The organism is Lysinibacillus sp. Bpr_S20 (assembly GCF_023337835.1).
Lineage (GTDB): Bacteria > Bacillota > Bacilli > Bacillales_A > Planococcaceae > Lysinibacillus.
Map to the genome: position 1 here is coordinate 165,586 of NZ_JALNLQ010000008.1, position 20,228 is coordinate 185,813.

General features: G+C 36.7%; 30 protein-coding genes and 1 pseudogene. 24 read left to right on the forward strand and 7 right to left on the reverse strand.

The features are described 5' to 3' along the window. The first annotated feature begins 29 nt into the window (after positions 1-29). From rplR to rpsI, 20 genes and pseudogenes are all read left to right on the forward strand, one after another. On the forward strand, positions 30-389 hold the full coding sequence (rplR, locus tag MWJ95_RS18480; RefSeq protein ID WP_100542761.1) for a 50S ribosomal protein L18: 360 nt from the start codon (positions 30-32) through the stop codon (positions 387-389). Positions 390-410: 21 nt separating this feature from the next. Beyond that, the gene (rpsE, locus tag MWJ95_RS18485) at positions 411-914 is read left to right on the forward strand and encodes a 30S ribosomal protein S5 (protein ID WP_249075422.1); all 504 of its coding nucleotides are present in this window, start codon (positions 411-413) and stop codon (positions 912-914) included. Positions 915-927: 13 nt separating this feature from the next. Continuing rightward, positions 928-1,110, forward strand: coding sequence for a 50S ribosomal protein L30 (gene rpmD, locus MWJ95_RS18490; RefSeq protein WP_054771429.1), 183 nt, complete (start codon positions 928-930; stop codon positions 1,108-1,110). A 34-nt stretch (positions 1,111-1,144) separates the two neighbouring features. Beyond that, a complete protein-coding gene (gene rplO, locus MWJ95_RS18495) occupies positions 1,145-1,585 on the forward strand; it encodes a 50S ribosomal protein L15 (protein WP_249075423.1) in 441 nt (146 codons plus the stop codon). Further along, the gene (gene secY, locus MWJ95_RS18500) at positions 1,585-2,880 is read left to right on the forward strand and encodes a preprotein translocase subunit SecY (protein WP_249075424.1); all 1,296 of its coding nucleotides are present in this window, start codon (positions 1,585-1,587) and stop codon (positions 2,878-2,880) included. Before rplO ends, secY begins: the two co-directional genes overlap by 1 nt. 70 nt (positions 2,881-2,950) lie before the next feature. Then, complete coding sequence (locus tag MWJ95_RS18505; protein ID WP_249075425.1) at positions 2,951-3,604, forward strand: adenylate kinase; 654 nt, start codon at positions 2,951-2,953, stop codon at positions 3,602-3,604. Positions 3,605-3,852: 248 nt separating this feature from the next. Continuing rightward, a pseudogene (locus MWJ95_RS18510) lies at positions 3,853-3,930 on the forward strand (type I methionyl aminopeptidase); the annotation flags it as partial. Positions 3,931-4,016: 86 nt separating this feature from the next. Beyond that, complete coding sequence (infA, locus tag MWJ95_RS18515) at positions 4,017-4,235, forward strand: translation initiation factor IF-1 (RefSeq protein WP_004233690.1); 219 nt, start codon at positions 4,017-4,019, stop codon at positions 4,233-4,235. A gap of 37 nt (positions 4,236-4,272) precedes the next feature. Next, the gene (rpmJ, locus tag MWJ95_RS18520) at positions 4,273-4,386 is read left to right on the forward strand and encodes a 50S ribosomal protein L36 (protein ID WP_000868344.1); all 114 of its coding nucleotides are present in this window, start codon (positions 4,273-4,275) and stop codon (positions 4,384-4,386) included. A 24-nt stretch (positions 4,387-4,410) separates the two neighbouring features. Beyond that, entirely contained in the window at positions 4,411-4,776 is a 366-nt protein-coding gene (gene rpsM, locus MWJ95_RS18525) for a 30S ribosomal protein S13 (RefSeq protein ID WP_049662875.1), read from the forward strand. Positions 4,777-4,801: 25 nt separating this feature from the next. Next, a complete protein-coding gene (gene rpsK / locus MWJ95_RS18530) occupies positions 4,802-5,191 on the forward strand; it encodes a 30S ribosomal protein S11 (protein WP_036151912.1) in 390 nt (129 codons plus the stop codon). Positions 5,192-5,330: 139 nt separating this feature from the next. Then, the gene (locus MWJ95_RS18535; RefSeq protein ID WP_004233733.1) at positions 5,331-6,275 is read left to right on the forward strand and encodes a DNA-directed RNA polymerase subunit alpha; all 945 of its coding nucleotides are present in this window, start codon (positions 5,331-5,333) and stop codon (positions 6,273-6,275) included. A gap of 56 nt (positions 6,276-6,331) precedes the next feature. Next, positions 6,332-6,712: a 50S ribosomal protein L17 gene (gene rplQ, locus MWJ95_RS18540; RefSeq protein ID WP_012296051.1), complete on the forward strand. Its 381-nt coding sequence runs from the start codon at positions 6,332-6,334 to the stop codon at positions 6,710-6,712. A 487-nt stretch (positions 6,713-7,199) separates the two neighbouring features. Beyond that, positions 7,200-8,045, forward strand: coding sequence for an energy-coupling factor ABC transporter ATP-binding protein (locus tag MWJ95_RS18545; RefSeq protein WP_249106901.1), 846 nt, complete (start codon positions 7,200-7,202; stop codon positions 8,043-8,045). Beyond that, the gene (locus MWJ95_RS18550; protein ID WP_249075427.1) at positions 8,021-8,893 is read left to right on the forward strand and encodes an energy-coupling factor ABC transporter ATP-binding protein; all 873 of its coding nucleotides are present in this window, start codon (positions 8,021-8,023) and stop codon (positions 8,891-8,893) included. Before MWJ95_RS18545 ends, MWJ95_RS18550 begins: the two co-directional genes overlap by 25 nt. Next, positions 8,890-9,687 (forward strand): energy-coupling factor transporter transmembrane component T family protein, encoded by a 798-nt coding sequence (locus MWJ95_RS18555; RefSeq protein WP_249106902.1) that lies wholly within the window; start codon positions 8,890-8,892, stop codon positions 9,685-9,687. The genes MWJ95_RS18550 and MWJ95_RS18555 overlap by 4 nt, the downstream gene beginning before the upstream one ends. 14 nt (positions 9,688-9,701) lie before the next feature. Continuing rightward, positions 9,702-10,442, forward strand: a complete 741-nt coding sequence (gene truA, locus MWJ95_RS18560) for a tRNA pseudouridine(38-40) synthase TruA (protein WP_249106903.1) — start codon at positions 9,702-9,704, stop codon at positions 10,440-10,442. Between the two features lie 76 nt (positions 10,443-10,518). Continuing rightward, positions 10,519-10,674, forward strand: coding sequence for a hypothetical protein (locus MWJ95_RS18565; RefSeq protein ID WP_249106904.1), 156 nt, complete (start codon positions 10,519-10,521; stop codon positions 10,672-10,674). 256 nt (positions 10,675-10,930) lie between these two features. After that, entirely contained in the window at positions 10,931-11,368 is a 438-nt protein-coding gene (rplM, locus tag MWJ95_RS18570) for a 50S ribosomal protein L13 (protein WP_004233742.1), read from the forward strand. Between the two features lie 25 nt (positions 11,369-11,393). Continuing rightward, positions 11,394-11,786, forward strand: coding sequence for a 30S ribosomal protein S9 (gene rpsI / locus MWJ95_RS18575; protein WP_004233744.1), 393 nt, complete (start codon positions 11,394-11,396; stop codon positions 11,784-11,786). Between the two features lie 68 nt (positions 11,787-11,854). Here rpsI and MWJ95_RS18580 read toward each other — a convergent pair whose 3' ends face one another. The 6 genes from MWJ95_RS18580 to MWJ95_RS18605 all read right to left on the reverse strand — a co-directional run bounded on the left by MWJ95_RS18580 (position 11,855) and on the right by MWJ95_RS18605 (position 16,402). Continuing rightward, positions 11,855-12,895, reverse strand: coding sequence for a tyrosine-type recombinase/integrase (locus MWJ95_RS18580; RefSeq protein ID WP_249106905.1), 1,041 nt, complete (start codon positions 12,893-12,895; stop codon positions 11,855-11,857). A gap of 94 nt (positions 12,896-12,989) precedes the next feature. Next, a complete protein-coding gene (locus tag MWJ95_RS18585) occupies positions 12,990-13,187 on the reverse strand; it encodes a helix-turn-helix domain-containing protein (protein WP_249106906.1) in 198 nt (65 codons plus the stop codon). A 26-nt stretch (positions 13,188-13,213) separates the two neighbouring features. Beyond that, complete coding sequence (locus MWJ95_RS18590; RefSeq protein ID WP_249106907.1) at positions 13,214-14,320, reverse strand: replication initiation factor domain-containing protein; 1,107 nt, start codon at positions 14,318-14,320, stop codon at positions 13,214-13,216. 80 nt (positions 14,321-14,400) lie between these two features. Next, positions 14,401-15,735, reverse strand: coding sequence for an FtsK/SpoIIIE domain-containing protein (locus tag MWJ95_RS18595; protein ID WP_249106908.1), 1,335 nt, complete (start codon positions 15,733-15,735; stop codon positions 14,401-14,403). Further along, the gene (locus tag MWJ95_RS18600) at positions 15,719-16,105 is read right to left on the reverse strand and encodes a hypothetical protein (RefSeq protein ID WP_249106909.1); all 387 of its coding nucleotides are present in this window, start codon (positions 16,103-16,105) and stop codon (positions 15,719-15,721) included. Before MWJ95_RS18600 ends, MWJ95_RS18595 begins: the two co-directional genes overlap by 17 nt. A gap of 33 nt (positions 16,106-16,138) precedes the next feature. Continuing rightward, a complete protein-coding gene (locus MWJ95_RS18605; protein WP_249106910.1) occupies positions 16,139-16,402 on the reverse strand; it encodes a hypothetical protein in 264 nt (87 codons plus the stop codon). A gap of 120 nt (positions 16,403-16,522) precedes the next feature. Here MWJ95_RS18605 and MWJ95_RS18610 point away from each other — a divergent pair, with 120 nt between their 5' ends. After that, positions 16,523-17,767 carry a hypothetical protein gene (locus tag MWJ95_RS18610; protein WP_249106911.1) on the forward strand — a complete coding sequence of 415 codons (1,245 nt, stop codon included), beginning with the start codon at positions 16,523-16,525 and terminating at the stop codon, positions 17,765-17,767. A 184-nt stretch (positions 17,768-17,951) separates the two neighbouring features. Here MWJ95_RS18610 and MWJ95_RS18615 read toward each other — a convergent pair whose 3' ends face one another. Further along, positions 17,952-18,734 carry a hypothetical protein gene (locus MWJ95_RS18615; protein ID WP_249106912.1) on the reverse strand — a complete coding sequence of 261 codons (783 nt, stop codon included), beginning with the start codon at positions 18,732-18,734 and terminating at the stop codon, positions 17,952-17,954. Between the two features lie 163 nt (positions 18,735-18,897). Between MWJ95_RS18615 and MWJ95_RS18620 the strand changes: the two genes are divergently transcribed. From MWJ95_RS18620 to MWJ95_RS18630, 3 genes are all read left to right on the forward strand, one after another. Then, complete coding sequence (locus MWJ95_RS18620; protein WP_249106913.1) at positions 18,898-19,224, forward strand: helix-turn-helix domain-containing protein; 327 nt, start codon at positions 18,898-18,900, stop codon at positions 19,222-19,224. A gap of 210 nt (positions 19,225-19,434) precedes the next feature. Then, on the forward strand, positions 19,435-19,671 hold the full coding sequence (locus tag MWJ95_RS18625; RefSeq protein WP_249106914.1) for a hypothetical protein: 237 nt from the start codon (positions 19,435-19,437) through the stop codon (positions 19,669-19,671). Next, a complete protein-coding gene (locus MWJ95_RS18630) occupies positions 19,671-20,228 on the forward strand; it encodes a hypothetical protein (protein ID WP_249106915.1) in 558 nt (185 codons plus the stop codon). The genes MWJ95_RS18625 and MWJ95_RS18630 overlap by 1 nt, the downstream gene beginning before the upstream one ends.

Consider the following 20,228-nt stretch of genomic DNA (forward strand, 5'->3'; position numbering starts at 1 on the left):
TTCCTAAGCATTAGAAAGGAGTGACCCTTGTGATTACGAAACAAGATAAAAATCAGGTTCGTAAAAAACGTCATGCACGCGTACGTTCTAAAATTACAGGTACTGCTGAGCGTCCACGCTTAAACGTATTCCGTTCAAACAAGAACATCTACGCTCAACTTATCGATGACGTAGCAGGCGTAACAATTGTTAGCGCATCTTCTCAAGAAAATGGTTTTGAAGGCGCTGGTAGCAATGTTGATGCTGCAACTAAAGTCGGTGAAACAATCGCAAAACGCGCTACGGAAAAAAATATTACTGCTGTAGTATTTGACCGTGGTGGTTACTTATATCATGGACGTGTAAAAGCTTTAGCTGAAGCAGCACGTGAGAACGGTTTACAATTTTAATAAAAAGGAGGGACACATTTCATGAGTCGAATTGACGCAAACAAACTTGGAGAACTTGAAGAACGCGTAGTTACTATTAACCGTGTTGCTAAAGTTGTTAAAGGTGGACGTCGCTTCCGCTTCACAGCATTAGTTGTTGTTGGCGATAAAAACGGTCACGTTGGATTCGGTACTGGTAAAGCTCAAGAGGTGCCAGATGCTATCCGCAAAGCTGTTGAAGATGCGAAGAAAAACTTAATCGAAGTGCCACGCGTAGGTGGAACAACTCCACACTTAGTGCAAGGTCGCTTTGGTGCAGGAGAAATTCTAATTAAACCTGCTGCTCCTGGTACAGGGGTTATCGCTGGTGGTCCAGTACGTGCAGTACTAGAACTTGCTGGTATTACTGATATTCTTTCAAAATCTCTTGGAACTAACACACCAATCAATATGGTGCGTGCAACTATTCAAGGTTTAACTGAATTAAAACGCGTAGAGGACGTAGCTAAATTACGTGGTAAATCAGTGGAAGAATTATTAGGATAAGGGGGGAAAGATAATGGCTAACAAATTAGAAATCACCCTTACAAAATCTGTGATTGGTACTAAACCAGCGCAACGTAAAACAATCGAAGCTCTAGGTTTACGCAAATTACACCAAACTGTTGAGAAAGCTGATAATGCAGCTACTCGCGGTATGCTTGATAAAGTAGCTCACTTAGTTACTGTAAAAGAAATTTAATTTCCAATTATTGAACAAGGAGGTGCCACCCACTATGAAACTGCATGAGTTAAAACCAGCAGAAGGTTCTCGTAAACAACGCAACCGCGTTGGTCGTGGTATCGGTTCTGGTAACGGTAAAACAGCAGGTAAAGGTCATAAAGGTCAAAACGCTCGTTCTGGTGGCGGTGTACGCCCAGGCTTTGAAGGCGGTCAAAACCCATTATTCCGTCGTTTACCAAAACGTGGCTTTACGAACATTAACCGTAAAGAATACGCTATCGTTAACCTTGACACTTTAAACCGTTTCGAAGACGGTGCAGAGGTAACTGCTGCATTATTACTTGAAACTGGTCTTGTGAGCAATGAAAAAGCTGGAATTAAAGTTCTTGGAAACGGAACTCTTAACAAAAAGCTTACAGTAAAAGCTCATAAATTCTCTGCTTCAGCTAAAGAAGCAATCGAGAATGCCGGCGGAACTACTGAGGTGATTTAATGTTTCAGACGATCTCTAACTTTATGCGTGTTCGAGATATACGAAATAAAATCATTTTCACTCTTTTAATGTTAATCGTTTTCCGTATTGGTACGTTTGTACCAGTACCAAACGTTGACGCTAATGTATTAAAGGCAACTGATGAGTTCAATCTCGTTGGTTTCCTGAATACTTTTGGCGGTGGTGCTTTGAAAAACTTCTCTATCTTTGCGATGGGAATTATGCCTTACATCACTGCTTCAATTATTGTTCAGTTATTGCAAATGGACGTAGTACCGAAATTTGCTGAATGGGCAAAGCAAGGTGAAGTCGGAAGACGAAAACTTGCTCAATTTACTCGTTACTTTACAATTATTCTTGCCTTAATCCAATCATTCGCACTTTCATTTGGTTTTAACAAAATGTATGGCGGATCATTGATTAAAGAAGAAGGAATTTTAACATACGTTACAATTTCTATTGTATTAACAGCGGGTACAGCATTCCTAGTATGGCTTGCTGAACAAATTACTGCGCATGGTGTTGGTAATGGTATTTCAGTTGTAATTTTCGCAGGTATCGTTGCGGCATTACCGAATGGCATTAACCAAATCTATGCACAGCAAATCGAGGGTGCTGGGGATAAATTATTTATCAATCTAGTGATTCTTGGTTTACTTATTTTAATTTTGCTTGCAGTTGTTGTTGGAGTTATCTACGTGCAACAAGCACTACGTAAAATTCCAATTCAATATGCAAAACGAGTTACTGGGCGCAACCAACAAACTGGTGCTCAACAAACGCACTTACCGTTAAAAGTAAATGCTGCGGGGGTTATTCCGGTAATCTTTGCATCAGCGTTCCTGATGACACCACGTACGTTAGTTCCGTTCTTTGGTGAAGGTAACGTAGCTTCATTCATTCAAAACACGTTTGATTATACAAAACCTGTTGGGATGATTCTTTACGTTGCATTGATCATCGCGTTCACATATTTCTATGCATTCGTACAAGTGAATCCGGAAAATGTGGCAGATAACTTGAAAAAGCAAGGTGCTTACATTCCAGGTATTCGTCCTGGTGAAAGTACGCAAACGTATTTAACAAGCGTGTTATATCGTCTGACATTTGTCGGTGCGATTTTCTTAACTGTTATTTCAGTAATGCCGGTTATATTCATAAACTTTATGAATCTACCTGCCACAGTGCAGATCGGTGGTACTAGTATAATTATCGTAGTCGGCGTTGCGCTCGAAACGATGAAACAGCTAGAATCTCAACTTGTTAAACGTCACTACAAAGGCTTTATGAAATAATGTTGGTTTTTAGGGAACGTTTCACCGTTTCCTGAAATCAGCAAACCTTTTGTGGGAGGAATATTTCCGTATGAATATCGTTTTAATGGGTCTGCCAGGTGCTGGTAAAGGTACTCAGGCAGATAAAATCGTTGAGAAGTACGCGATTCCTCATATTTCTACAGGCGATATGTTCCGTGCTGCTATTAAAGATGGTACAGAACTAGGCTTGCAAGCTAAATCGTTTATGGATCAAGGTGCTCTAGTACCGGATGAAGTAACGATTGGTATTGTTCGTGAACGACTTGCTAAACATGATTGTGAAAAGGGCTTCTTATTAGATGGATTCCCACGTACTGTTCCTCAAGCTGAAGCTTTGGACAACATTCTTGCTGACCTTGGTAAAGCTATTGAACATACGATTAACATCCAAGTTGAAAAAGATGAGTTAGTTGCTCGTCTGTCAGGTCGTCGTATTTGTAAAACTTGTGGTACATCTTATCATCTTGTTTTCAATCCTCCAGCTGAGGAAGGAAAATGTGATAAAGATGGTGGCGAGCTTTATACACGTGCGGATGATAATCCTGAAACGGTTGCAAACCGTCTGGAAGTAAATATGAAACAAGCACAACCTTTACTTGACTACTATGAAGTAAAAGGTGTGTTAACTAATATAGATGGACAGCAAGATATTAACAAAGTGTTTGCTGATCTTGATGCTCTATTACAGGGCAGCCGCAGCTGATACCCGGCTCCGGGCGCAGAATACTGCTTCCGCGGGAGGCATGCGGGAGCAACAACGAAACATAATTTTTTGAGAGTTGCAAAAGCATATTGTGCCCGGTATATATTTCTTTTAAAAAGTGCAACATTACTTTTGAAAGAGTATAATGGGTTTCGTGGAAGCATCTGTGTAACGGGTATGAATATCTCATCAAAGACATTCCGGTATTCGTGTAAACATGGGAGGTTCAGCACCCTTAATGGTTCTGTATATTCCGTGGATTGTGTGAAGCGAAACCAGACGAGCGTCTTTCAAACATCTCTCATACAATCCAAACATATGTTGAAACGAGGTTGCTTCTATAGTTGCAGCAGATATCCGTTTGATGTAACGATGAGAACTTTAATTTGCATATAGAGAGGAGACAGAGTAGATGGCGAAAGATGATGTAATTGAAGTCGAAGGGACAGTTGTTGAGACTTTGCCAAACGCGATGTTTAAGGTAGAATTAGAAAATGGACATGTGATTCTAGCACACGTTTCTGGTAAGATTCGTATGCACTTTATCCGTATTCTACCTGGAGATAAGGTTACTATCGAGTTATCTCCTTATGATTTAACTCGCGGTCGTATCACATACCGTTTTAAATAATCTTTTGCGCTCCGGACTACTAAGGAGGTTAGGTTAGATGAAAGTGAGACCATCTGTAAAACCGATCTGCGAAAAATGTAAAGTAATTCGCCGACGCGGTAAAGTAATGGTAATTTGTGAAAATCCTAAACACAAACAAAAACAAGGTTAATTCTAAAGGAGGTGCACAACGTACATGGCACGTATTGCTGGTGTTGACATTCCTCGCGACAAACGCGTGGTAATTTCATTAACTTACATTTACGGTATTGGTAAAACTACAGCTCAGAAAGTATTAGCTGACGCAGGTATTTCAGAAGATACACGCGTACGCGACTTAACTGAAGATGAGTTAAACAAAATCCGTGAACAATTAGACTCATACAAACTTGAAGGTGACTTACGTCGCGAAACTTCATTAAATATTAAACGTCTGATGGAAATCGGTTCATTCCGTGGTATCCGTCACCGTCGTGGTTTACCTGTTCGTGGTCAAAATACGAAGAACAATGCGCGTACGCGTAAAGGTCCTCGTAAAACAGTAGCGAACAAGAAAAAATAATCAGTAAAGGAGGTTCCTTCTTAACATGGCTCGTAAACAACAAACTCGTAAACGTCGTGTGAAAAAGAATATCGAATCTGGTATTGCACACATTCGTTCTACATTCAACAATACAATCGTAACGATTACAGATATGCAAGGTAACGCTGTATCTTGGTCAAGTGCTGGTGCTCTTGGTTTCCGTGGTTCACGTAAATCTACACCATTCGCTGCTCAAATGGCTGCAGAAACTGCTGCTAAAGCATCCCTTGAACATGGTCTGAAAACGTTGGAAGTAACTGTTAAAGGTCCTGGTGCAGGTCGTGAAGCTGCAATTCGTGCACTTCAAGCTGCTGGTTTAGAAGTAACTGCTATTAAAGACGTTACTCCAGTTCCTCATAATGGTTGCCGTCCGCCAAAACGTCGTCGCGTGTAATGGGTGCGTCTCATATTGTATGAGAACATCATTTTTTGTACAGACTGTCTTGTGCAGATAATAAACGATACGTCAATGACGATCGAATCTATGATGGAAAGAACCTATACATTCGATGTTTTGAAGGAGGGTAAATAAAATGATCGAAATTGAAAAACCAAAGATTGAAACGGTGGAGATCAGCGAAGATTCCAAATATGGAAAGTTTGTTGTAGAACCGCTTGAACGCGGATATGGAAACACTTTGGGTAATTCTTTACGTCGTATCCTTCTGTCTTCATTACCAGGAGCTGCTGTCACTTCAATTCAAATTGACGGTGTTCTTCACGAATTCTCAACTGTAGAAGGCGTTGTAGAGGATGTAGCTTCAATTATTTTGAACGTGAAAAAACTAGCTCTTAAAATCTACTCTGACGAAGAAAAAGTTATTGAGATTGATGTAAAAGGCGATGGTACAGTTACAGCTGCTGACATTACACATGACAGTGATGTAGAAATTTTAAACCCGGATCTATATATTGCAACAATCGCTAAAAACGGTCATTTACGTATGCGTATGTACGCACAACGCGGCCGTGGTTACACTCCTGCTGATCAAAACAAACGTGAGGATCTTCCTATCGGCGTGATCCCGATCGACTCTATTTACACTCCAGTATCACGCGTCAATTTCCAAGTGGAAAATACTCGTGTAGGTCAGTCTTCTGACTACGATAAACTTTCACTTGATGTGTGGACAGATGGTAGCATCGGTCCGAAAGAGGCGATTTCGCTCGGAGCAAAAATTTTAACCGAGCATCTAAACATCTTCGTTGGCATGACAGATGAGGCACAAACAGCTGAAATCATGGTCGAAAAAGAAGAAGATCAAAAAGAAAAAGTTTTAGAGATGACTATCGAAGAACTTGATCTTTCTGTTCGTTCTTATAACTGCTTAAAACGCGCTGGTATTAACACAGTACTAGAACTTGCGAATAAGTCAGAAGACGACATGATGAAAGTTCGTAACCTTGGACGTAAGTCACTAGAAGAAGTAAAAGCGAAGTTAGAAGAGCTTGGTTTAGGGTTACGCAAAGAAGACTAAGCGATTTAAACAAAACTTACAAGATCAGATATTTTTTATAAAGGAGGGAAACATCCATGGGTTACAGAAAACTTGGTCGTACAAGTTCTCAACGTAAAGCGATGTTACGTGACTTAGCTACTGATTTAATCATCAACGAGCGTATCGAAACTACTGAGGCTCGCGCTAAAGAAGTACGTAAAGCTGTTGAAAAAATGATTACTTTAGGTAAACGCGGTGATTTACATGCACGCCGTCAAGCTGCTGCATTCATCCGTCGTGAACTAGTAACAACTACTGATGCTGAAGGTAACGAAACAACTTCATTTGCACTTCAAAAGTTATTTGATGATGTTGCACCACGTTATGCAGAGCGTCAAGGTGGTTACACTCGTATTCTTAAAGTAGGTCCTCGTCGTGGTGACGGTGCACCTGTTGTAGTGATTGAATTAGTTTAATCATAAGAGAAAACAAGTGGTGAAGAGGGTGGAATCACCACCCTCTTTCTTTATAAACGATTTATACGACAAATAATTAAGCTGAGCGTTATGATGAGCGGACACTGTTGTGTGGCGTCTCGTTTAGCTCTCCGCACCTCATTCAGACGAAACTAGGGCTTGAGCACCCGTGTTTCTTGAAAATGTAACGACTAGCGCATTTCTATCGAATGAGGTGCGCGCTTTTTTATTTTTTAGGGAAGTATGGTAGCGCCAATTTTATGGTGCTTTTTTTTATAGTCTGATTTTAGAATGACGATCACCAGATGTTCGGGATCTCCACCCCAATATTTGGTGTATTCGTATATGATAGCCTTTATAGAAAAAACAAAAGAATGATAAGTGTTATAGCACTTTTCTTTTATCGACATAATGATTGTAGTAGAATTCATACATAAAAAAGTGTAAGTTAGTTAGTAGAGCTGAGCATGTAGAGAGGAGTACTGAAATGCCAGAAATTTTATCATTAAATAATGTGACATTTTCATATACACCAGAAGAAAAGGAAGGTCGCAATGCTGTTGAAAATGTAAGCTTTGCGGTTCAAGAAGGAGAATGGATTGCCATTGTTGGCCATAACGGTTCTGGTAAATCCACCATTGCAAAGCTTATGAATGGTTTACTGTACCCACAACAGGGCGATGTACGGATATTACGTGAACTATTAAGTGAAGAAAACCTTTGGGAAAGCCGTTCACAGATAGGAATGGTTTTTCAAAATCCAGACAATCAGTTTGTTGGAGCCACAGTGCAGGATGATGTTGCTTTTGCTCTTGAAAATAATGGAGTGCCGTTTGAAGAGATGGTAGATCGTGTACATGCAGCACTCGAACAAGTTAAAATGAACGATTTTTTAGATCATGAGCCACACCATTTATCAGGTGGACAAAAGCAGCGTGTTGCCATTGCAGGTGCACTTGCGATGAAACCTAAGCTCCTTATTTTAGATGAGGCTACTTCTATGCTAGATCCACAGGGGCGAGCTGAGGTATTACAAACCGTTCAAACTTTACGTGCTGAAACAGGGTTAACGGTATTATCTATTACGCATGATTTAGAGGAAGCCATGCTTGCAGATCGTGTTCTCTTTATGAATGATGGAAAGAAATTTGCTGAGGGTACACCTGCTGAAATTTTTGCATTTGGGGACAAGCTAGTTGAGTTTGGACTCGACTTACCATTTGCCATGAAGTTATCAAAGTTATTGCAAAAGGAAGGTGTTCCGTTAATGGGGCAACATATGACAGAAGAAGAGTTGGTGAATGATTTATGGACATCAAACTTCAACAAGTAAGCTATGCCTATTCACAGGGTACACCTTTTGAAAAACGGGCATTATTTGATGTAGATTTTGACATTCCTTCACACACGTATCAGGCAATTATTGGACATACTGGTTCTGGTAAATCGACAATTCTTCAGCATTTTAATGCACTTCTGAAACCAACATCTGGGGAAGTACATATTGGAGATCGAGTTGTTGTAGCTGGAAAAAAGGCGAAGGATTTAAAGGCTGTACGTCAAAAGGTTGGTATTGTATTTCAATTCCCAGAGCATCAGCTGTTTGAAGAAACAGTATTAAAGGATATTATGTTTGGTCCTATGAACTTTGGTGTATCGGAACAAGAAGCAGAAGTACGAGCAAAAGAACTTATAGACCTAGTAGGTTTACCAGAGAATGTACTTGAAAAATCACCTTTTGATTTATCGGGTGGTCAAATGCGCAGGGTAGCCATTGCTGGCGTTTTAGCGATGGAACCTGAAGTAATTGTTTTAGATGAACCAACAGCAGGGCTTGATCCACGTGGTCAGAAAGAGATAATGGATATGTTTTATAAGCTACACAAGGAACGTGGTCTAACGACGATTCTTGTTACGCATAGTATGGAGGACGCGGCTCGTTATGCAGATAATATTGTTATTATGCATGAAGGGAAAAATGTACTAAGTGGCACACCACAAGAAATTTTTAAAGATGTAGAAACATTAAAGAATTTCCGCTTAGAACCACCTCGTATTGTACGCTTTCAACAAAGAATCGAAAAAATGATAAACAAATCCTTCTCAAAGATATGCCTAACCGAAGAAGAGCTAGCAACTGAAATTGCCCAGGTCCTAAGAGAGGAGCGTGGTCAGTCATGATGGAGAAAATGATATTTGGTCGGTTCCTTCCAGGGAATTCTCCAGTTCATAAGCTCGATCCACGATCCAAGCTTATATTTGTGTTTGCATTCATTATTATTGTATTTTTAGCAAACAACACAGTAACATATGCCTTGCTATTAGCTTTTACTTTACTCATTGTGCTAATCTCGAAGATTCGTCTATATTTTTTAATTAATGGTCTAAAGCCAGTCATTTTTTTAATGGCATTTACCTTCTTAATTCATATATTTATGACGAAAGAAGGGGCCGTAGTATTTGAGTGGAAGTTTATTACTATTTATGAAGAAGGAATCCGACAAGGGATCTTTATTTCGATACGTTTTCTAGTTTTAGTGTTTATGACATCTATTTTAACTCTTACAACATCACCGATTTCCATTACGGATGGCATTGAAGTACTTCTAAATCCATTAAAGGCGATAAAAGTGCCAGTACATGAACTAGCCTTGATGATGTCTATTTCATTGCGCTTTATTCCAACGTTAATGGATGAAACAGATAAAATTATGAAAGCACAAATGGCACGAGGTTCGGACTTATCTTCTGGACCAATAAAGGATCGTATTAAAGCGGTTGTGCCATTACTGGTACCTCTCTTTGTAAGTGCTTTTAAACGAGCCGAGGATTTAGCAACAGCTATGGAAGTAAGAGGCTACCGTGGAGGCGAAGGGCGTACGAGATATCGTAAGCTAAAGTGGGATATGAGTGATACGTTCTCACTTGTGTTATTAGTAGTAATGGCCGTTTTACTATTCTTCTATAGAAGTTAAAAGGAGTAAGCTTGATGCGACGATTAAAAGCAATTATAAGTTATGATGGAACGCAATTTTCTGGCTATCAAGTGCAGCTTGGAGAGCGCACAGTACAAGCAGAGATTGAGCGTGTTCTAGCCATTATGCATAAAGGGGAAAAGGTAAAGGTGACAGCTAGTGGACGTACAGATGCAAGAGTACATGCTACCGGTCAAACATTGCATTTTGATTCACCACTTGCGATTCCCGTAGATAAATATATGAAGGCATTAAATGTTCAACTGCCAAGAGATATTCGGGTAATGTCAATGGAAGAAGTAGCAGATGATTTTCATGCGCGCTACAGTGTAACAGGAAAGCGGTATAGATATAAATGGTCATGTGAGCCTGTACAGAGTCCGTTTAGTAGACATTACACTGTTGAGACTAATGGTGTGAAACCAAATGTTGAGGCAATGCAGGAGGCGGCAAAGGCTATAATTGGTACACATGATTTTTCATGTTTTTGTGCAGCCAATACAAGTGTCAAAGATAAGGTCCGCACAGTGACTACCCTACAATTTGAATGGCATGGTGAGGAGCTACATATGGTGATTGAAGGAACTGGCTTCTTATACAATATGGTTCGTATTATCGCAGGCACACTCTGGGAAGTGGGTATAGGACGTCGTGACATAGAGAACGTGGAGTTAGTCGTTCAATCTATGAATCGTGATAAGGCGGGAAAAACTGCACCTCCGCAAGGTCTATATCTTGAGAAAGTCTTCTATTAACCCGTCATCTGAGGTGACATTTGTTAAAACGTATAAAATTTATATAAGTTGATTGGAGTAGAGACTGGGCGACTCCTTGGGGATCAGCGTCACAGATGATACCCTGCAGCGAAGCGAAGCGGCTCATCGGACGCCCCCAGGAAGCTTTGCTCTGTGCGAAAGCGAAGCGACAGCAACAAAGCGACCAGTCGGAACGGAAATCAACCCACGTTATGGTGATGATCCTTTTTAACTGGCGAATGCTATAGAAATCTTGACACGAAATATCATTATATTTTTAAAAATGAAGGCTAAAAGAAGCCCTAATTTAACCAATCAAGGAATCTGAACAACTTCTCCAGGTGTTTATTGAAATTGCTTGACTTTAAAAGTCATTCATTATATGATAACAGATGGTATTTTCATTACCACCACAAATAAGCCCCGAAAACTTATAGTGTAGTTTAATGAAAAATAACGGTAATCGAATCGATTAGGAGGATATATACATGCGTACAACATTCATGGCTAAAGGTCACGAAGTAGACCGTAAATGGCTAGTAGTTGATGCAGAAGGCCAAACTCTTGGACGTTTAGCTTCTGAAGTAGCTGCTATCTTACGTGGTAAACATAAACCAACATTCACACCAAACGTTGACACAGGTGATCACGTAATCATCATCAACGCTGACAAAATCCATTTAACTGGTAACAAATTAGAGGGTAAACTTTACCGTCACCATACTCAATTTGCGGGTGGTTTAAAAACTCGTACTGCTGGTGAAATGCTAGACAAGTACCCAACAAGAATGATCGAATTAGCAGTTAAAGGAATGCTTCCTAAAAACTCTTTAGGTCGCAAAATGTTCACTAAACTTAACGTTTACACTGGAACAGAGCATCCACATGCTGCACAAAAACCAGAAGCATACGAGCTTCGCGGATAATATAAATTAAGAGGAGGATATTACTTTGGCACAAGTTCAATACATCGGCACTGGTCGCCGTAAAAGCTCTGTAGCTCGTGTACGTTTAGTACCAGGTACAGGTAAAATTGTTATCAACAAACGTGAAATCGAAGAATACGTACCATTCGCTGCATTACGTGAAGTAATTAAGCAACCATTAGTAGCTACTGAAACTACAGGAAGCTACGATATCCACGTAAACGTTAACGGTGGTGGATACACTGGTCAAGCTGGAGCAGTACGTCACGGTATCGCTCGTGCTCTACTTCAAGTAGACCCTGATTTCCGTGCTGCATTAAAATCTGCTGGATTACTTACTCGTGATTCACGCATGAAAGAACGTAAAAAACCAGGTCTACGCGGCGCTCGTCGTGCACCTCAGTTCTCAAAACGTTAATCAATTTCTTATTGCATCAACGTTTACAAAGGTTTTTTGGTTCAAGTTGGTTCAAATCAGCTTAGAACTCATAAAGAACTTAACAGATTTAAAGCATCAGCATCTTGCTGGTGCTTTTTTTCTGGCATTAATTCCAGATAATAATTTTGCGTTGTTTGAATATTGATATGACCTAACCGTTTTGATACATATGCAATATCTATATCTTGTGAAAATAAAAATGATGCGTGCGTATCTCTTAAACCGTGGAATGTTGTTTTTTTAATGTTTAATTTCGTTAATAATTCGGCTAATAGTTCTGATTGTTTAAACCCACCAAAGCCAAAAATATAACCATTCTCTTTAACGGGAATGTTACGGATTAGCTCATATACTTCTCTGTTAATAGAAACATCACGTTTTGCATTTTGTGTTTTTAATGAAGTATCGTCAGAAGTAGGACTGATTGAATGTCTAACTTCTATCCCGTATTCAAAAAGGCTTTCTGGTCGTATTGCTAATAGCTCTCCACGTCGCATGCCTGTTTCTAAAGCGAGTAATACAAGTAAGTTAAACTCCTCTTCTGGATGCTTTAAAACGTAATTGCGGAGCTTTTTAAAGTCAGTGATAGATAATGCTCTGTTTCGCTTAGGTGGGTTTTCTCCACGTGTTTTTACTAATCGTGCGAAATCATTAGCAATATAACCGCGGGCGTACGCATCACGTAAAGCCGTTTTGATTTTTAATAATACTTCATGTGTTGTTTTTCGCGAATGTGTTTTTGCATATTCATCAATTTTTTTCTGAACAACAATGTCATTTAAATCTTTTAATTGAATGTCCTGAAATAATTTCTTAATAACCCCTAAAGTACGAACATAATTTTGAAAAGTTGTTTCTTTCACGTCATTTACTTTTACAAGGTAAATCCAATTCTCAAAATAATCTGCAAAGGTTGTTGTTCTATGTGCGAGTTCTTTACCTTCACCTTTCGCTAATTCCATTTCTAAAGTCCAAAGTTCTGCTTCCTTTTTTGTTGGAAAGGTTTTAGAAAGTTTTTTATGTTTTCCTTGTTTGTATAAAGAAACTTGCGCTCGATATGATTTTCCTCTTTTAATAATACTAGCCATGCTATCAATTCCTTTCAAAAAAATAGTCGATAGATGCTAGTTGAATACAACTGTATTGTATTCTGAAACTAGCATGGTATCAACTGCCAATAAATTAAACCAAGTGTGTTTCAATAAATTGTATTAAAGATTTCATTGTGTATCTTTCATGCCGACCAATCATAAAACGGTCAAGTTCGCTGTGAGGTCGGATATATTTATCAAATGATTTTGGGTCTACACCTAGAAAACGAGCTGCTTGTTCTCTTGTTAAAAGATATGGGAATTCCTGTGAAATCATATCAATGCTCATGAAGACATCATCTCCTTGTGAATTTCTTATTTAAATGGATAACCTTGTTTTGTATATAATGGCGAATACTTTTTTAACCAAGCAATGACATCGTCATTAGGCACATAGTTTTCAAATTCATCGTAAAGAAATGATAAACACTTCTTCAGCCCCTCATCTCCCCAAATACGTCGAACTTTAAATAAGTAGGGGAATAATCCAGACCCATTTAAAATGTGCTTTTGTGATTGTTCTAACAAATTCATTCGTGGAGAAGGGGAACTAAACATAAAATTTCTCTGATTAAGCAAATCAAGCATTTTTCTAGTGTATGTCGTTAATTTTTCTGATTTGGCATAATAAAATTGGTAACGATCAGTTAGAGCTGAAACAAGCAAATCTTTTAACTCTGTATCATTGCTTATGCCCTTTAGTTTGTCTGAAAGGTCATGAGCATAAGCGCCCTTATAAACTGCTTCAAAGCGTACCCAATCATTATAATGAATGGCTTCTCCGTATCGAACGCCCATTGTTTCAACTTGTTCTTTCTTCTTATCATAAACCCTTAATAAAGCCTTTATATTTTTACCTTTCGAACCAAGATAAAAAGTTGAGGTGATATTATTTTTTGTTATTGCCGATAAGTCAGAATGATTTCTTCTCCCGGTAGCAGTTTTAACGATTTGATTTTTTTTAGAGAGCTGATTATAAATCGTGGTTACATTCACTTTTTCATTGATAAAATCAACTGCAATATCAATTCTCGATAGTCTGGAAGTGTATAAGGTACTGTTGTTTATATTCGTAAAAAACTGATGTATCTGTATTGGACTAGTGAATAATGTTTCATATTGCTTTTTGTATTCCATCCATGCGTACGCAGAGAATTTTATACAAATACCCATCTGTATAAAATCAGTATGATAAGCGATTGCGATATAATATGGTGCATCATCGCAAACAAAACCATTTGAATAACCTTGAGGTAATGAATATGTCGTTTCTTTTAGGTTACCTAATACGGTTTCTAATTTCGACAGTCTAACAAATTCATTAATAATATTGATTGCCATACCTTCCCAACCTTCTATTTGACTGGGTCTTTTCGTTGGTTGTAAAACTAGTGTAAATTCATCGACTTGAACATCTAACAAAATCATCACTCCTTTCAAGTCATGAAACATTGATATATCAGCACTAGTTGCAATTTTCTTGTTTTTCGGAGCGGGGGTTATTACATAACCCCCGCTCGCGATTTTAAGTGGGTCACAGCTTCTAATATGTCAAAATCTAAATAACTAAAGTGACAAATCTTCGGCGTGTTAGCCAGGATTGGACAAGTAAAGACACCTTGACCCAATGCAAAATTCTTCTCCGGTACATCTACTCCAGTACCAAATGCCGTTGTGTAAGTTTGCTTTTCCGCATTACCAAGCACGAACTTTACAGGCAGATTCTCTCGTAAACTGGTTGGTAATAAGGTTGCATCTGATTTTTGCATGACAATCCATAAGAAAAACCCTAATTGCCTACCTTGTAAAACAACCTGTGACAACAGCTTCATTACTTCATCACGTTTTTTCTTTTCCATCGTTTGTAAAACAGTTTGAAAACTAGCAAATTCATCAAATATAAAAATATAGGGTTCATATTGAAAATCAGCATATGTTGCTTCTAATTTCGAGTTAAGTTTATCTTTAATCTCTGCTTTTCTAACTTCCATCATTTCATTGAAACTTTGTAGTAGCTTAATAATGTCTTCTATATTAGTGGCGGTATTTTCCGCTGAAATTCTTTCACCAAGAACAGCAAGGCTTGAATTTTTAGGGTCGGCAAAATAAATATTGTATTGTACATTTTTAGCTAACATTTGAAGAATTAGAGAATAAAGTGCGTATGTTTTGCCCGACCCTGTCATGCCAACAAGTAAAGTTCCATATAAAGAGATTGAGATAGACTTATCAATAAACAATGTGTAGTCATCGACTTGAACTGATTGTTTTTGTAATTCGTAAAGACTATTAAATTTAAGCTGTTGGTCAGTGTTACTATTGTATATTTCAAAGACATAATAATTTTCATTGTTCGACAAGTATGCTCGGTCTACAATGAAATTGTTTAGTGCAAAAGAGATATTTACATCACTGATATCTTTGTTAATATTTATGTTTTCAATGAACAATGTAGCTTTTGAAAAGTTTGCGGTAAATTGTAATTTAATTTTCGGTAGTTCTGCTATTTCGGTATTGAAGTAAAATCTTTTGTTGAAGTAATTAGCATCTAGGAACGATTTTCTTAGTTTTAGTACGATAAGATAATGGTGTATAGCGTGTTTTAAGCCTTTATAAACCTTATTACGAATAAGCCATACAGTTATTTGAATCGAAAATATTACTAGCAGAAATCCGATAAATAACACATTGACATGTTTTGTGAAAACAACTCCCAACTTAAGTTGGGAGTCGATAAAATTCACACAAAGAACAATCACAGCAAGCATAAAGCACATGCTATATATGAAAACCCTGTTTTGTTGTCTTTGTGTTCTTAATTTACTTTGTTTGAACATTGATTTTTTCCACATCTTTAAATCGAAGAACCATATCAAAGCCTATTACAAAAGATTTCTCATGAAGAAAATCAATCAATCGTACATAATCGCCTTTTTGAACATTAATATGTTCTTTACCGTTCAAGATCGTCACATCAAAGTTATTTAGAGTATTACTATCTCGCTTCAATCCAGTTTTTTTATCGGAACCGTAATCAGTATCGTCTTTGATAATTAACAGTCTTAAGGTAACGCCTTTTTCAGTTGGATCTTTTTTACTTACATATGGTCGTTGAGAGACCAACTTGTACATATTTTGAGTGTTTTTTAAAAACTCTTCTGCTTTAAATTTAGTTTCTGTGAATGCCCATCCGTTTGCAATCGTCATAGCGCATAACCTCTTTCTATTAATTTAATTTTTTTATAGTCTTTCTAATACATATTCAAGCCCTCGAATTGTGGCAACTGCTTCATCGATTCCTTGAACTTTTAATTCGCAATTTCCAAAAGTGAGAGTAACAGCATCCTCTCTTAATTCGCATCTATAATCTCTAAGAAATTCGAGATTATCCTCAACATTGCTTGCGGTTAATTCGCTTTTGAAATCTTCTAAGAAATAATCGATACTGTATATATCTGGGTATGACCATTTCATAGATGCTAAATGGTTTTTCCTAACTAGCATTGGTGTTTAACCTCCTTTCTTTTTAACTATCTTTATTCTAATTGATTGATAATTGTTAAAGGTGTATGATTTTGGTAGAAAGTAAAGGTAGAAATCAACCACGTTCTTTAGGAGGATAATATGCTTAACTTTAAAAGGTATTTATATAAAGGTGTAGGTAGTAGAGTAAAAAGGACTAGAGAAAGTATGGGATTCAATCAAGTAGACTTTGTTAGTAAATTACAAGAGAAGTATATTTCTATAGACAGATTTAAGTTATCGCACATTGAGAATGGAAGAATATACAAAAAGAAAAATCCTTATTTACTTACAGAAGACCAAATGTTTGGAATATCAGAGTTAACAGGATACGAACCGAAAAATTTGATATTTGGAAATGATAAAGAAAGAGAAGATACTGTTAAATTAATTTTATTAGCAGTTATCATGAATGGAGCAAAGTATGGTACAGATGAAAAAAACAAAGAAATATTTATTAATCCTTTTATAGATACTAGGGTCAAAAAAGAAGACCGTGAAGAGCTATATAAAGAACTAAGAAGAAATAATACGGAGGAAATAGCAAAAGAAAAATCTGAGGAGCTAGGAAGAAATAGTCTAGAGGAGTTTCTACGTCTGTCTAAGGATTTTATTAAAAATGAATCAGCAGACCGAATAGTTTACTTGCACTCCCGTTTTAATTCAATAGAAGAAATAGATGATGAAGAAATAGGGGAGTATATAGAATGGTTTAGAATAAAACAGCCCTTTTTCGCCAATAAAAACCACTTTGAATATATGAAGTACCTTGTGAATGAACCAGATAAAGAATTAGAATGTCCATCTAATTTACTTATAAAATTATTAATAGGTAATAATAGCTTTGCACAATTGTTTATGGAAGGATTATCTCAGAGAAGTCAATATCAAATAATGTATCCAAATCATTTTCCAAAGAACTGTAATATAGCAGAAAGCTTTATAAATAACTACAATCACTTCGGTGATTTAGCCATAGATTTTAAAAAATCTGGATTTACTAGATTCGTAAAAGCGTTTACTGAAATGTGGGAAAGAAATGATGAGAAACTCATGGATTATTTCAATGAGAATTTATTTAATATTAATTTAAGTGAACAAGGATTAAAACAAATAGACGATGAATTCATCCATAGTTTAATTATTTCAAATGAGTTTAGTAAAATGTTGTACGATATGATAGAGGTAGAAAGGTATGGAATGCAAACGATGAAAGGTCATAATACATTTGAACTTTATCTCCAAGAGATGGTGATCAAAAATACAATCGATTTTGTTAGCCTTCCTGAAAACGACTTATTCAAATATATTAATAATATGATTCAAACTAACAATACTCAGTTATGAATTAATTAAATCACTTCTGAATAAATAGAAGTGATTGGAATGACAGATTATTTTTCTTCGCGCATTAATTGACAACTAAATAAAACCTTTCTACTAACGCAGAGAGGTTTCTCTTTTGGTATAAATAAGCATCTATATCAATGTAAAGAAATGGCACACGCTAATTACAGCATGTGCCTTCTTTTTATTTTCCTTCAATTGTTACGTTTTTCTTATCGGTGTCTGGGTTATCTAATCTAAAACCAACTAATGAATCATCTACACGTGTTAACAGACTGTAGTTATCGCCTATACTCAATCCTGAATAAGATTTATCGAATATTTTTTGTGAAACGATTCCCCCATTAATAGATGGTAATATAGATTTTGGTTCCTTTTCTACAGAAGTAAAGGTTATATAATCACCATCAATCTCAAACTCTTTACCTTCTTTTTCTAAGGAAGCTATATATTCGTCCATGCTTGAGAGACCGCTTTCCCAATATAAGCTTTCTTTATCAAAAGTCCATATATTTGTATAATCCTTTTCTAAAATAACGCTTAACTTTTCGGTATTCTGTCCTAATTGATCTAGAGTGATATCCAGAGTATATTTTCCTTCGTATATAGACTGAGAACCTTCTTTTGCTATCTGAATTATTTCATTATCAGAAAGGTCATTAATTTTCTCAAGTCTTAGTTTATCTCGGGTTGAGTCTGGGATATTACTATAGGATGTTATTTTATCATCTTCAAAAACATGCACTGCTCTAACAGTACTATTTCTATCTGGATTGTCACTAACTTCAAACCAAACAGGATACTTTTCAAATCCATCACTTATCGGTATAAAATCATCTGGTGAACCGTCTTGTGGTCTATCTTGTATAGGTACTTCATCAGAACTCTCTTTACCTCCGCAAGCACCTAAAAGTAATACAGTAGTAATTACCGCCAACATTGCTAACCACTTTTTGCGTAAATACATTTCTTAGACCCCCATATGTAGTGTTGGAACATCTCTGTTCATAAAACTCACTATAAAATAGAAAAAATGCTATATAACTCATATTATAAATAGAAAAGATACATTTGTCATCTTATTAATAGTAGTTTCCCCCTCTACAATAAAGTAATAGGAAGTAGAGAGGATGAGCGCCTTGCTTAATAAACGCATAGCCACTCAAATTCGTGTATATCGAAAACATAAAAAGATGACATTAGAGGGTCTTTCAAAAAAAGCTGATATTGATGATACCTATTTAGGTCGTGTAGAAAGAGGCGAAATTAATATTACTCTTTCCACTTTAGAAAAAATCATAGACGGTCTGGGAATGACTGAAGCTGAATTTTTTAGTTTTTTAGATTTAGAAAGTGATGACCCTACATTAGCTAAGCTAATGCGAGAAGTAAAACAATCACCCAAGCGGGATAAATTAACAAAAACCATCCAAGAAATTATTGATTTATCAAAATAATTCTTTTTAAAAGACTACTTTAATCGGTAGTCTTTTTCTTTCGCCACTGTCGTCCTCTTATCCATTAAATCGATCTTGACGTTACAAAATCAAGCTCTTTAATAAGAGATAGGTTTAATTTATACTATCTCGTTTTATTTGTATTGTTCTCTATGAAATAAGTTTCTCTATTGTGATAGAATAGTAAGTAAATTGTAATGGGGTGAAATAATGGTAAATATAAATCTCGTGTTAGGAATTATTGCTTCAATCCTATCTATTTGTTCTATTGTTTTTTCAAAAAAGGTATCTGCTAAAAATAAGGAAATTGAACGTTATTTGAAACAAGAATTAAATATTACATTGGATGCATCGAAAAAAGATGTATTGTCTAGTAAAAAGGCTACTTCGGGTGAAAATGGGAACAGTATAATAGGGGATGGAAATAATATTCGTGGAGGAAAATAATGGCGTTAAGTAGTAGTGCTAGAAGCGGAGATAATGGAACTTCAATTGTTGGTGATGGGAATAATCTTACAACTTTTAATTTTGGCAGCCAAACTCCTAAAATATTAAAGCGAAGTGCTATCTTTGATGTTTGTAAAACAATAGCAGAGCTCGATATCGACTATGATGATGAATATTCTATCCAAAACAATTCTGATTGGATGGAAAAGTTTGAGTACAATAAAGTTGATCTTTACGTGGGGATTTTTGATAATTATTCGGACGGTTATGATGAAGTTTCTAAGGTTTTACACGGCTATTTAAAAAAGACAATAATGGTCAAAAAAATTCGGACGGTTTATTTAGAAGTTGAAAAGGTAAGAGAAGAAGAAAAGCTTGATGGTGATTATGTAATTAAACAAGTGTTTAATCGTCTTAAAGAAGAAGTTTGTTATAGTGCACTAATCAGTGAATCTGACTTATTAGATGAAGAAGTCGATCAAGCCATTTATCTGATAATGTTCTATGCATTTACTAAATGTAAACTTTTAAAGCCAGTGCCTAAGGATGTTGAATAA